The 12,836-nt window shown below is 69.3% G+C and carries 12 protein-coding genes and 1 tRNA gene; 4 read left to right on the forward strand and 9 right to left on the reverse strand.

Annotated features, from left to right (window positions below):
* Positions 1-21: 21 nt before the first annotated feature.
* A complete protein-coding gene (locus tag ABZ717_RS17205; protein WP_358511152.1) occupies positions 22-573 on the forward strand; it encodes a bacterial proteasome activator family protein in 552 nt (183 codons plus the stop codon).
* 98 nt (positions 574-671) lie between these two features.
* On the opposite strand, the gene serS is transcribed toward ABZ717_RS17205, so the two are convergent.
* Positions 672-1,955, reverse strand: a complete 1,284-nt coding sequence (gene serS / locus ABZ717_RS17210; RefSeq protein ID WP_358511155.1) for a serine--tRNA ligase — start codon at positions 1,953-1,955, stop codon at positions 672-674.
* A gap of 145 nt (positions 1,956-2,100) precedes the next feature.
* Here serS and ABZ717_RS17215 point away from each other — a divergent pair, with 145 nt between their 5' ends.
* Positions 2,101-2,271, forward strand: a complete 171-nt coding sequence (locus tag ABZ717_RS17215; RefSeq protein WP_190318449.1) for a hypothetical protein — start codon at positions 2,101-2,103, stop codon at positions 2,269-2,271.
* 37 nt (positions 2,272-2,308) lie between these two features.
* Here the strand turns inward: ABZ717_RS17215 and pheA are convergent, their stop codons facing one another.
* The 7 genes from pheA to ABZ717_RS17250 form a co-directional block, all read right to left on the reverse strand.
* On the reverse strand, positions 2,309-3,256 hold the full coding sequence (gene pheA, locus ABZ717_RS17220) for a prephenate dehydratase (protein WP_358511158.1): 948 nt from the start codon (positions 3,254-3,256) through the stop codon (positions 2,309-2,311).
* Between the two features lie 38 nt (positions 3,257-3,294).
* A complete protein-coding gene (locus ABZ717_RS17225) occupies positions 3,295-3,906 on the reverse strand; it encodes a DUF4446 family protein (protein ID WP_358511161.1) in 612 nt (203 codons plus the stop codon).
* Positions 3,907-3,948: 42 nt separating this feature from the next.
* Positions 3,949-4,797 carry a glycosyltransferase gene (locus tag ABZ717_RS17230; protein WP_358511164.1) on the reverse strand — a complete coding sequence of 283 codons (849 nt, stop codon included), beginning with the start codon at positions 4,795-4,797 and terminating at the stop codon, positions 3,949-3,951.
* Positions 4,798-4,802: 5 nt separating this feature from the next.
* On the reverse strand, positions 4,803-5,159 hold the full coding sequence (locus tag ABZ717_RS17235; RefSeq protein WP_358511167.1) for an STAS domain-containing protein: 357 nt from the start codon (positions 5,157-5,159) through the stop codon (positions 4,803-4,805).
* 120 nt (positions 5,160-5,279) lie between these two features.
* The gene (locus ABZ717_RS17240) at positions 5,280-5,885 is read right to left on the reverse strand and encodes an ATP-binding protein (protein WP_358511170.1); all 606 of its coding nucleotides are present in this window, start codon (positions 5,883-5,885) and stop codon (positions 5,280-5,282) included.
* Positions 5,886-6,107: 222 nt separating this feature from the next.
* Positions 6,108-8,033, reverse strand: a complete 1,926-nt coding sequence (locus tag ABZ717_RS17245; RefSeq protein ID WP_358511172.1) for a PAS domain S-box protein — start codon at positions 8,031-8,033, stop codon at positions 6,108-6,110.
* A 67-nt stretch (positions 8,034-8,100) separates the two neighbouring features.
* Complete coding sequence (locus ABZ717_RS17250; protein ID WP_358511175.1) at positions 8,101-8,433, reverse strand: rhodanese-like domain-containing protein; 333 nt, start codon at positions 8,431-8,433, stop codon at positions 8,101-8,103.
* Between the two features lie 78 nt (positions 8,434-8,511).
* Between ABZ717_RS17250 and ABZ717_RS17255 the strand changes: the two genes are divergently transcribed.
* Both ABZ717_RS17255 and ABZ717_RS17260 read left to right on the forward strand, forming a co-directional pair.
* On the forward strand, positions 8,512-9,078 hold the full coding sequence (locus ABZ717_RS17255) for an SSI family serine proteinase inhibitor (RefSeq protein WP_358511178.1): 567 nt from the start codon (positions 8,512-8,514) through the stop codon (positions 9,076-9,078).
* A gap of 323 nt (positions 9,079-9,401) precedes the next feature.
* Positions 9,402-11,813: a glycoside hydrolase family 3 N-terminal domain-containing protein gene (locus tag ABZ717_RS17260; protein WP_358511181.1), complete on the forward strand. Its 2,412-nt coding sequence runs from the start codon at positions 9,402-9,404 to the stop codon at positions 11,811-11,813.
* Positions 11,814-12,488: 675 nt separating this feature from the next.
* Here ABZ717_RS17260 and ABZ717_RS17265 read toward each other — a convergent pair.
* Positions 12,489-12,571: transfer RNA gene (locus tag ABZ717_RS17265), tRNA-Leu, on the reverse strand.
* Positions 12,572-12,836 lie beyond the last annotated feature (265 nt).

The raw sequence follows: 12,836 nt of genomic DNA on the forward strand, positions 1-12,836 counted from the left end.
CACAGCCGAACTAGGGGATCGATGAGCAACGCAGACGAACAGAAGGAGCCCCGGGTCCTGGTGGTGGGCGCGGACGCCGATCACGAGGACGAGGGGGGCGAGGGCGCGGAGGAGACGCGCTCGCTCGCGGACATGGTGGAGCAGCCCGCCAAGGTCATGCGGATCGGCAGCATGATCCGTCAGCTCTTGGAAGAGGTGAAGGCGGCTCCGTTGGACGAGGCCAGCCGCTCCCGGTTGAAGGAGATCCACACCTCCTCGATCAAGGAGTTGGAGGACGGTCTCGCACCGGAGCTGATCGAGGAGCTCGAACGGCTCACCCTGCCCTTCGCGGACGGAGCCGCGCCCAGCGACGCCGAGCTCCGGATCGCCCAGGCACAGCTGGTGGGTTGGTTGGAGGGCCTGTTCCACGGCATCCAGACCACCCTGGTCGCCCAGCAGATGGCCGCCCGTGCCCAGCTGGAGAACATGCGCAAGGCACTGCCGCCCGGCGTGGTCGGTCTCCAGACGCAGGGCCCCGGTGGCCCGGGTGAGGAGCAGGACCGTCCGAGCATGGGGTCGGGCCCCTACCTGTAGGTGTCGCGCCCCGAGCTCCGCCTGAACGAACGGGAGCCCGGAGGACCTCGGTCGAGGTCTTCCGGGCTCCCGCGTGTTCGTGTGCGAGCGTGGGCGAGCTACCTCTTCTTGCCCTTGGGCGCCTGGATCGGCTCCAGGACGTCCTTGCCCAGGTACGGGCGCAGCGCCTCGGGGACGACCACGGAACCGTCCTCGCGCTGGTGGTTCTCCAGGATGGCGACGATCCACCGGGTGGTGGCCAACGTGCCGTTGAGGGTCGCGGCGAAGCGCGGTTTGCCGTCCTCGTCCCGGTAGCGGACGTTGAGACGTCGAGCCTGGAAGTCGGTGCAGTTCGAGGTGGAGGTCAGCTCACGGTAGGTCTCCTGGGTGGGGACCCACGCCTCGCAGTCGTACTTGCGGGCGGCGCTGGTGCCCAGGTCGCCACCGGCGATGTCCACCACGCGGTAGGGCAGGTCGAGCTTGTCGAGCATCCGTCGCTCCCAGGCCAGGAGCCGCTCGTGCTCCTCGTGGGCCTGGTCCGGGTGGGTGTAGACGAACATCTCCACCTTGTTGAACTGGTGGACGCGGATGATGCCGCGGGTGTCCTTGCCGTAGGAGCCGGCCTCCCGACGGAAGCACGACGACCAGCCGATGTACCGGTTGGGCAGGGCGTCCGCCGGCAGGATCTCCCCACCGTGGTACCCGGCCAGGGCCACCTCCGAGGTTCCGACCAGGTACAGGTCGTCCTCGGGCAGGTGGTAGATCTCGTCGGAGTGCTCACCGAGGAACCCGGTGCCCTCCATGGTCTCGGGCTTGACCAGGACCGGGGGGATCATCGGGGTGAAGCCCGCCTCGATGGCCTGGTTCATCGCCATGTTGAGCAGCGCCAGCTCCAGCTGGGCGCCCACGCCGGTGAGGAAGTAGAACCGGGCGCCGGAGACCTTGGCCCCACGCTCCATGTCGATGGCGCCGAGCATCTCGCCCAGTTCCAGGTGGTCGCGCGGGGTGAAGTCGAACTCGCGGGGCTCGCCCGCGGTCTCCAGGACCACGAAGTCGTCGACGCCACCCTCCGGGGCGCCTTCCTCCACGAGGTTGGGCACGCGGGCCAGGACGGTGTCGAGCTCGTCGCCCAGTCGCCCGGCCTCCGCCTCGGCCTCCTTGACCTCGGCGGCCAGGGACTTGGCCTTGGCCAGGAGCTCCTCGCGCTCCTCCGCGGACGCCTTGGAGACGGACTTGCCCACGCTCTTCTGTTCGGCGCGCAGGGTTTCGAACCGGGTCAGCGCGGAACGGCGACTGGCGTCCAGTTCGAGCAGTCGGTCGGCGACGGAGGGGTCCTCCCCGCGGGCCCGCTGCGATGCACGGAGTCGGTCGGGGTCTTCTCGAAGAGCGCGAAGGTCGATCACGCCTTGCAGGTTACCGCCCGCCCAGGTCCGACCCCACATCTTTTCCCCGCGGTCACGTCATGAACGGCCCGTTCCCCCGTCTTCCTCCTAGGAAGGGCCGCCGGGGAGAGACACCGGCGGCGCGTTCGGAGCTTGGGGGACTGTCGTGAAACCGCTGGGTGAGATGACGACCGGGGAACTCACCGAAGCCCTGGAAGCGCTGGACGACGCGGGTTCGCAGGACACCGCGCTGAGGTTGGCGCTGTACCTGGAGCTGCGTCGGGCCGCGACCGAGGAGTGGGTGTTCGACGAGGAGGACCTCTCCGAGACCGGTTGAGCGCACGGTCGGGGCGACCGCCGGTGGGGTGGTCGCCTCAGTCGATCTCGCCGGAGCGGACACGGGCGAGCCAGCGCTCCGCCTCCGCGAAGTCGGCGTCGGTGGCCGCGCGCGGCCGCATCGGCGGGTCGAGTTCGGTGCCCTTGCTGCGGCGCGGATAGCTGCCGAGGAACCGGACGTCACGGCAGACCCGGCGAATGCCCATGAGCGCTTCGCCCACCCGGGCGTCGGCGACGTGTCCTTCGGCGTCGATGCTGAAGCAGTAGCTGCCGAGGCCGTCGCCGGTGGGGCGCGACTCCAGGCGGGTGAGGTTGACGCCGCGGACGGCGAACTGGTTCAGCACCTCGATGAGCGCGCCGGGGTGGTCGTCGGCGATGAAGGCGACCAGGGAGGTCAGGTCCGCCCCGGTGGGTTCGGGCAGGGCCCCGGCCCGCGACAGGTAGATGAACCGGGTGGCGGCGTCGGAGCGGTCGCCGACCCCGGTGGCCAGTGCGTGCAGCCCGTAGCGTTCACCGGCGATGACGGCGCAGATCGCGGCCTCGTAGGGCGACCCGGGTTCGGAGACGGCGCGGGCGGCGGCCGCGGTGGAGGACACGGTGTGGGTGTCGGCGTCCGGGAGGTGCCGGGAGAGCCAGCCGCGGCACTGCGCGAGGGCGTGGGGATGGGTGGCCACCCGCTTGACGTCCTCGATCACGGTTCCGGGTCGGGCGAAGAGCGCGAACTCGACCGGAACCGCGGTCTCACCGGTGATGAGCAGGGGTTCGCCGTTGATGAGTTCGGCGATGGTGGTGGTGACTCCGCCCTCGACCGAGTTCTCCAAGGGCACGACCCCGCCGTCCACCGTGCCGGCGCGGACCGCGTCGAAGACCGCGGCCACTCCATCGCAGGGAACGCGGGCTTCCGCGGGCGCGTCGGGACGCAGCGCGCGTAGGGCGGCCTCGGTGAAGGTGCCCTCGGGGCCGAGGTAGGCGTAACGGTTGGGCATGCTGTTCAGGCTATACGGGACGTGTGGGCCGGGTGGGATCAGTTCCGGAAGTCGGGGGTCACGGGTTCCGCCGTCTCGGAGTCCGGATCCCTGGGTTCCGGGGCGCGCGCCTCGTCGGCGCCGTCGACGCACGACTCGGTCCCCTCCCCCGCCTCGGTCTCCCTCTCGGGTCCGGACACCACGGTGACCAGGTCCTTCTCCGATTCCACGAGTACGGTGTCGTCTTCTGCCCGTGCCGACCCGGGTGATGTCGCGCCGATCCCGTCGCCGAGTCGCGCGGACCGGATCACCTGGCACTCCTCGGGGCTGAGCCGGTCCTCGGACTCGCCTCGGGTGACGACCTTGGCGTAGGTACGGGTCTCGGTACGCCCGTTTATGGAGGTGACCACCACACCGTCGCCGTGGCTGTTGAGCAGGGCCAATGAGAAGGAGCGCGCGCCCGTCATCTCCTCCAGGGCGTCGTAGTGCAGCACCGCGATGTCGCGGATGGTGCACGGGTCCGAATCGGTGGCGTTGACGGCGAGCGCGCGTTTGGCCAGGGTCCGGTACTCGTCTTGGGCCTCGCGGGCCCGAAACAACGCGTAGCCGCCGACGGTGAGGCCGACCAGTCCGATGAGCAGTCCGATGAGAGCCAAGATGGTAGTGAACACAGCGCGAGCGTATCGCCACGCATAGCACCCATGTGGTTACTCTTAGCGTTTTTTGCGAGCAATCTGCCCGATTTTCCGAGGTATTTCCCGACCAGTGGCCTGCACACCATCGACCGTGCGTCCCCACGTCCGGTGCAGGGCCGGACGCAGCTCCCGGGAGGTCAACGCCCTGGCCACGTCCACGAACTGGTGCGCCCGGTGCATCTGGGCCCGCAGGTCCGTGCCGGTCGCCCGGTGCTCCAGGGGCACCTCGACCTCCACCACACGGAAGCCGGCGCGCAGGACGTCGATGCTCAGCCCGGTCTCCACACCGAATCCCTGGGCCAGTGGTCGCGCCGCCTCGAATGCCGAGCGGGTCAAGCAGCGCTGTCCGTTCAACGGCTGCTCCGGTTCCCAACCGGTGGCCTTGTGGACCCCGCCCCGGGCCAGGCTGACCACGAACCCGTGGCCGCCCAGGCGTAGACGAGTGGCGGGGAAGAGGGCGACGGTCATGTCCGCGACGCCCTCCAGCACCGGTGTCACCAACGGGGCGGCGCCCTGGGCGCTGTGGGCGAGGTCCGCGTCGAGGAACAGCAGGTGGCGCGGTGGGTAAGCGGTTCCCGACGCCGCCTCGTGTTCCTCCACCAGGCGGATCCCCTCCGCCCCGGTCTCCATGGCGGCGCCCTTGCCGCGGTTGCGGCCGTGCCGGAACACGCGGGCCCCGGCGTCCAGGGCCAGGGCCACGGTGTCGTCCGTCGACCCGTCGTCGACCACGACGACCAGGTCCACTCCGGGCAGCCCGCGCGCGGCGCCGACGGTCGCTCCGATGCGCTCGGCCTCGTTCTTCGCGGGAATCACCACCGCGACGGACGCACCGGCCGCCTCTCCGGGCCGGTACGGCTCCTGGGGCATGGCCGCTACTGTGCCGTGCCGGTTCCCGCGGCCACCGGCAACACGTCGAGGTCGGAGTGAATGGTGAAGACCTCGTGCAGCCCGGTGACTTCGAGGACCTTCATGACCGCGGGCCGGGGCGCCACGATCTCCAGGTCGCCGCCCTTCTCACGGGCGCGCTTCATCGCCGCGAGCAGGACGCTGATCCCGGTCGAGTCGCAGAACTCCGTCCGTGACATGTCCACGAGCAGCCGTCGTGTCCCTTCATCAAGGGAACCGACGAGCTCGTCGCGCAACTGGGGTGCCGTGTACAGGTCGATCTCACCGCCAACGGTTACCACCACGACGTCATCTTGAGACCGGCTCGATATCTTCAACTCCACAGTCGTGACTGTAGCGCCCATGACAGAGCCGGGCCACCTCGCCGACGGCGTTTCGCGCCATCAGTCAGGTTCATCCGTTCCTGAGGCCGTGACCAGGGACGGAAGCAGGAGTGAAGCCGGTCAGAGCAGGGCCCCCCAAGCCGGTTCGTCATGGTGGCCGTCCAGATCGAGTTCGACGACGCCTCGGTCTTGGTCACGACGTGCCCGCTCCAGGAGGGAGAGGGGTGAATCGGTCACGGCGTCGTCGTCATCGCTCGGCAGGTCGTCGGCGGTGATGTCCAGGACCGCCCAGACCGTGGTCGTGGTCTCGTCCATCTCGGTGCCCCAACGTCCGGCCAGGGTCTGGACGATGCCCAGGCCACGGCCGCCCAACCCGGAGATCGAGGGACGGGACACTCTCGGCATGGTGGTCGACCCCCCGTCGCGGACCGCGATCTCCAGCCGGGCGCCGGAGGCCTCCTTGTCCACCGCCAACCGCCAGGAGACACCGACCGTGTCGTCGGGCAGGGGGCCGGCGTGACGGAGCGCGTTGCCGACCAGCTCGCTGAGGATCAAGGCGGCGTCGTCGACCAGGGAATCGCGGATCCGTAGGGATCGCAGATCCGCGCAAAGGTCGTGTCTGGCGTCGGTGACACTTTCGGGAACGTAGGGAAGAGTGACGCTTCGCTCGACCTTTCGAGGATTCTGGGGGTCCTCGGCGTCGAGTGAGGTGTGGTCTCCTGTCACGGCTTTCGTCCCTGCGCGTTCGTGCTTATCAGCCGGCCCGGAACCCGACCGTTGTATGACGGCGAATTCCACCAGGGGTGGAAATGCCCCGAACACCCGGGGAGGAAACCAACCCCGAGGTGAAACTACGCACACGTGGCCCCTCGACGATGCGTTCGGCCCCCTCATCATCTGAATTCCAGGGTTTCTCGGGTTTCCTGAGACCACTGGGGCCCATGGGTTCTAGGCGCGGGCAGAGGGCACCCCTCCGCCCTCCCCCGTGACATGGGATTCGGACAGGACCACGTCCGGGCCGGGGTCCTCGCCCCTATGCCTGGGCACGGTGATCCGCATCCGGGTGCCCTTGGTCAACCGGTGCGCGGTGACCTCACCACCCTGTTCCCGGACCAGCTGGCGCACGATGTACAGACCGATACCGAGCCCGCCGTAGCCTCGCCGATCGCCCCGCTCCCCACTCTGGAAGAACCGCTCGAAGATCTGTTCCTCGTCACCGGGGTCGATGCCGATGCCCTCGTCGTCCACGTGGATCGTGAGCGTGTCCTCGTCGACGTCCACGTGGACCCGCACCAGGCCGCCATCGGGCGAGAACTTCAGCGCGTTCTCCAACAGCTGGTCCATGACCATGCCGGTGACCAGGGGATCTCCCACGGTGCACAGCGGGCCCTCCGAGTCCAACACCAGTTCCTGGCTCTCGGCCAACGGGCGGAACGCCGCCACGGACTGGCCGAGCAGTTCCACCAGGTCGAACGGGACCCGGTCCAGGGTCATCTCGCCGCTGGCCACGTCCGAGCCCAGCCGCAGCCGCTCCACCAGCTTGGCCAGGGCACGTGCCCGGTCGAGGATGATCTCGCTGGCCTCCTGGCGCCCGGCCGGTCCCAGCCGTTCGCCCTTGCGGGACAGCATCGCCGCGTACCCCTGGATGACCGTGACCGGGGTCCGCAGTTCGTGCCCGGTGCTGGCCAGGAAGAACTCGCGTTCCTCCTCCAGGGCCTTCTGCGCGGTGATGTCGCGAAAGTCCACCACCCATTCGTCGGTGCTGGGGATCCTCGCCATGAGGATCTCCAGCCAACGCCCGCCCTCGTTCTTGTGCTTGACCGGGTCACCGTGGGCCACCGGGATGGGGAAGGGCGGGTGTTTGCCCTCCATCTCCTCGAAGGTGTAGCCGGTGAGCTCGGTCGCGGAGCGGTTCCACTTACGGACCTTGCCGTTGATGTCCAGCACCGCGATCCCGTCCGCGCTGGAGTCCGCGACCGCCTGTTCCCGCGCCCGCTGCAACTTGAGTTCCTCGTAGGCCATCGCGTTGCCGATCGCCACCCCGGCGTGCGACGCCAGGAGTTCCAACAACTCCAGCTCCACGTGCCCGACCTTGCGCCGGCTGTACAAGGCGTACAGCGCGCCATAGGGCCGCCCCTGGGCGTTGGACACGCACAGGGCGATGGTGTGGAGTCCGGGCAGGTCGGCCCAGATGAGGTCCTCCAGGCTGCGGGTGTCGCTGTTGGCCAACAGCACGGACTTGCCGCTGCGCAACAGTTCACCGAACAGGCTGGTCTCCAGCGAGGCGCTGAATCCGTACAACTCGCCGGACAGGTGGGTGAGGCTGACCAGCCGCACCTTGTCCTCGTCCAACAGCACGAACCCGCCGGCGTCGGCGCCGGTGAGCTCGGTGAGGCTGCTGGTGATCCGGTCCAGGACCGACTTGAGGCTGAGGTCGGCGTTGATGTCGGCGACGACGTCGGTGAGCCGACGGACCAGGCGGGCGCGTTCCATCGCCGAGGTCTGCGCCTGGGACTCCTTCTCCCGGGGGTAGAGGACCAGCACCCACCCGGCGTGCCGACCCTGGTCGTCGTACACGCACCCGGTGCTGACCCGCACGTCCAGGGCGGTCCCGTCCCGGCGCGTCCTGCGGCTGAAGATGGTCAACGGGGTTCCGGCGCGCACCTGTTCGAGCACCGCGCCGTGCTCGGGCCTCAACTCCGGCGGGACGATCGGCAGCTCGCCACCGATCACCTCGCCCGCGGACCAGCCGAGCATCCGTTCGGCCGCCGGATTCCAGAAGGTGACTCGGCGCTCGCCGTCGATACCGATGACCGCGTCCGCCGAAGAGGCGAGCATGGCTTCGGCGCTGAGGGGCGCGCGCTCGGAACTCACGTCGTCATAGTGCCACTCGCGAGCCTCCGAGTGGCAGGCCTTTGCGTAATCCGTCCGGATTCGACGCTCAGATCACACGGGGCTCGCTGTCCGAATCGGTCTCCATGTCCCGTCCGGCCTGCTCCCAGGCCTGCATGCCACCGGCCACGTTCACCGCGTCCCAGCCGGCCTGGTTGAGCGCCATGGTGGCCTGGGCCGAACGCCCGCCCGCGCGGCAGACGACGTAGACCTTCTTGTCCTTGGGCACCTCGGCGACGCGCTCGCCCAGCGCGCCGAGCGGAATGTGCACCGCGTCCGGCGCGTGCCCCGCGTTCCACTCGTCGTCCTCGCGGACGTCGAGGAGGTAGACGCCCTCGGGCACCTCGCCGACCAGCACCTCTGCGACCTGTTGACCGAACATGTGACCCCCTGTGTCAGGTGTGTACAAAGAATGTGAGAACCGGAGGAACCGAGTGATCCGGGTCTCCGTCAAAGCGGTATGCGTATGCACACCTTCGCAACGGCCCTGCCGACCCGCCTCGCCGCTCTCGCAGCCCTTGGCCTGCTTATCACGGCCTGCGGCAACGAGCCCGCCGAGGTGGAAGCACCCGCCCCCGGCGCGGAAGCCCCCGAAGAGACCGAGACCGAGACCGACGAAGACGATGAGGACGCGGAGGACTCCGAGAACTCCGAGGACGCCGAGGACGCCGAGGATACCGACGGTGGCGATGCCGCCGTGGAGCTCGTGATCGAGACCTCGGTGTCCGGTGAGGACGGCATGCCCGTCCAGGAGGGTTTCGAGGAGGGCACGTGGACACTGACCTGCGCGCCCGTCGGGGGTGACCACCCCGACCCCGAGGCCGCCTGCGCCGCGATCGACGAGATCGGTACCGAACCGTTCACCATGGACACCTCCGACATGGCGTGCACGATGCAGATCGGTGGCCCCGAAGAGGCCCGGGTGACCGGTCACGTCGAGGACACCGAGATCGACACCGAGTTCAACAAGCGCAACGGTTGTGAGATCGAACGCTTCGGCGACGTCGAGGCCGTCATCACTCACTGACCCCCACCGATCCGAGGGCCCCGAGGCCCCGAGGGGCGGACCGACCACCGGTCCGCCCCTTTTCCATGCGTCGTTTCTCCTGGCCGAAAGTTTCGGAAACCCGTCGGGCCCGGCTTTCCCCGGGCCTCGCCTCACCCACCTTCGATGGCGCTTGACGGGTGGGGCCTCTCAGAAAAGGGTGACCCGCACCTCCGAAGGGGGTTGACCCTGCGGGGACGTGAACGTACATTCACCGGCAACAAGTTTCGCGAAAATTTACGAAACTTTCGGAGCATGCCGGCCACCCCGGCGTACCCCGTGTCCCCACCATGGAAAGGCACTCCTTGACCAGGTCATCCGCTCGCCCCACCGACACACCCCCGGTGACGGCCGGCCAGCACTGGCAGGACCCCACCGCGACGACCGACGAGCGCGTGGAGTCGCTCTTGTCCGCGATGACCATCGAGGAGAAGGTCTCCCAGCTGTACGGAGTGTGGGTCCAGGCGAGCTCCGGCGGCGGACCCGTCGCCCCGCACCAACACGACATGTCCCAGGAACCCCCCGCCTGGGACGAGGTCGTCAAGGACGGGCTCGGCCAGCTCACCCGGCCGTTCGGCACCGTCCCGGTCGACCCCACCGAGGGCCGCGCCTCCCTGGCCCGCAGCCAACGCGAGATCATGGCCGCCAACCGCTTCGGCATCCCGGCCGTGGCCCACGAGGAGTGCCTGGCCGGATTCGCCGCCTGGACCGCGACGATCTACCCCGTGCCCCTGGCCTGGGGCGCCTCCTTCGACCCACCGTTGGTCGAACGGATGGCCGCGCAGATCGGCCGGAGCATGCGCGCGGTCGGCGCCCACCAGGGACTGGCCCCCGTGTTGGACGTGGTCCGCGACACCCGTTGGGGCCGTACCGAGGAGACCATCGGCGAGGACCCCCACCTGGTCGGCACGGTCGCCACCGCCTACGTCCGCGGGCTCCAGTCCAGCGGGATCGTGGCCACCCTCAAGCACTTCGCCGGCTACTCGGCGTCCCGTTCGGGCCGCAACCTGGCACCGGTCTCCATCGGCCCCCGCGAGTTCGCCGACGTCATCCTGCCGCCGTTCGAGATGGCGGTCCGCGACGGCGGGGCCCGATCGGTGATGCACGCCTACAACGACAACGACGGGCTGCCGGCCGCCGCGGACGAGGGCCTGCTCACCGGGCTCCTTCGGGACACCTGGGGTTTCGAGGGGACCGTGGTCGCCGACTACTTCGGGGTCGACTTCCTGCACAAGCTGCACGGGATCGCCGAGTCCCCGGCGCACGCGGGCGCCTTGGCCCTGTCGGCGGGCGTGGACGTCGAACTGCCCACCGTCCACTGCTACGGGGACCTGTTGGTCGAGGAGGTCCGCGCCGGCCGCGTCCCCGAGGCGACCGTGGACCGGGCCGTCCGAAGGGTCCTGCGCCAAAAGTGCGAGCTGGGCATGCTCGATCCGGGTTGGTCCCCGGAGGGTGACGAGGACGCGGGCATCGATCTGGACCCGACCGAACACCGCGCGCTGGCCCGCCGGCTCGCGGAGCGGTCCGTGGTGCTGCTCGACAACTCCGGCGCCGCCCTGCCGTTGCCGGACGCCGGAGACAACGGCGTCGCGGACGTGGCGCTGATCGGCCCGCTCGCGGACACCGAGGACGCCATGCTGGGCTGCTACTCCTTCCCCGCCCACGTGGGACGCCGCCACCCCGGTACTGAGACCGGGGTCGCCATCCCCACTCTGGTGTCGGCGCTTCGCGACGAGCTGCCCGGGCACCGGATCACCCACGCCGAGGGCTGCTCGGTGGACGGCGACTCGGTGGGCGGGTTCGACGCGGCGACGGAGGCGGCCCGCTCCGCGCGCGTGTGCGTGGTCGCCCTCGGAGACCGCTCCGACCTGTTCGGCCGCGGCACCTCCGGAGAGGGCTGCGACGCCACCGACCTGCGTCTGCCCGGGGTCCAGCAGGATCTCCTGGAAGCACTCGTCGACACCGGAACCCCGGTGGTGGCGGTGGTGTCGAGCGGTCGCCCGTACGTGCTGGGGCCGGCGGCCGACCGCTTGGCCGCCGTCGTCCAGACGTTCCTTCCCGGGGAAGAGGGCGGTCCCGCGCTCGCCGGTGTGCTCTCCGGTCGGGTCGAGCCCGGTGGGCGCCTGCCCGTGTCGATCCCTCGGCACCCGGGCGGCCAGCCCGCCACCTACCTGGGGGCACCGCTGGCCGGGAAGAGCCAGGTGAGTTCGGTCGATCCCACCCCGCGCCACCCCTTCGGGCACGGCCTGTCTTACACGGACTTCGAGTGGAGCGCCCCCGAGGTCGAGGGCGCTCCGGCCACGGAAACCGCGATCGAAGTCGCCACCGACGGCGAGGTGACCGTCGGCTGCACCGTCCACAACACCGGTTCCCGAACCGGTTCCGAGGTCGTGCAGCTGTACCTGTCCGACCCGGTCGCCCAGGTGACGCAGCCGGTGCGCCGCCTGATCGGCTACGCCCGAGTCGACCTCGAACCCGGACAGGGGTCGATGGTGCGCTTCAGCGTCCCCGCCGACCTGGCCGCCTACACCGGTCTTGACCTGCGACGCATCGTCGACTCAGGGGAACTCGTCCTCGATCTGGCCGCCTCCAGCGCCGACGTTCGGCACACCGTACGTGTACGGCTCACCGGCCCCACCCGGGTGGTCGACCACCGGCGTCGACTCGTCTGCGACACCCACGTGGAACCGCTCCTGGGCCGGACGCCACGCACCTGAGGAGGGAACCCCCGTCTCGCGCCTTTAGGCCTACGACCGGTTCGTCGAGGACGGGGGTTCCGGGGGTTCCCCCACCGCGCACCGCCTCGTCCGAGGACGCTCAGAGGCATCCGAACGCACTTTCCCAGAGTGATGGAGACCACTTATCGGACTCCCCAGCGCTCACCACCACAAAGGGATCCAGAACAGGCATGTGCGGTGATCTCCGAACCCGGGACCTCGACGACACCACCTCGGCCCCACACCGTGACCGGTTCCGGCCCCGGAGGGCGGGTTGCCCCGAACCTAACGATCCAAGATCGTTGCTACCGCTTGTCCCCCATTACGGCCCACCCGAAAAGAGCCCCCATGAGCACCATCGACGCCATCAGGTGTCGCGCGACGAGAGGTGCCGGCCAAGGGCCGCGACCGAGCGGCGCACCGCGAGGTACAGGGGCTCACACCCCCGGAGGACACAACAAAGCCGACCCCGGAAGTCGGCCGGAGGCCGACGACCAGGGTCGTCCCGGGGGTCTGGGGGTCGCCCCACAGAGGACACAACGAAAACGACCCTGGGAGCAAGCACAGCTTGCGACCAAGGTCGTCCCGGGGGTCTGGGGGTCGCCCCACAGAGGACACAACGAAAACGACCCTGGGAGCAAGCGCAGCTTGCGACCAGGGTCGTCTAGAGTTGAGTGGGCGAGGAGGGATTTGAACCCTCACATCCTTTCGGACACACGGACCTGAACCGTGCGCGTCTACCGTTCCGCCACCCGCCCGAGTGACTTATCCAATTATAGTGCCAGGTGATCCGGTGTTATTCCGGTTCGTCCTGGCGACAAGAAAAAGACTAGCACGGGCTGGAGGCGGCTCGCACATCGTTTGTGGACGGCCCCGATCGTGGCCGTTCGACACCGCTGCCGGGGGTGCACCTGAGACCAGGGGCGCCCCGGCCCGGTTACGATCGTCTACACATACGGAGTGGAGTACAAAGGGAGGTACCTCGTGGGAGTGCTCCAACGCTTCGAGCGCAGGCTTGAGGGC

The sequence above is a fragment of the Nocardiopsis sp. NPDC006832 genome (assembly GCF_040635885.1).
Taxonomy (GTDB): Bacteria; Actinomycetota; Actinomycetes; order Streptosporangiales; family Streptosporangiaceae; genus Nocardiopsis.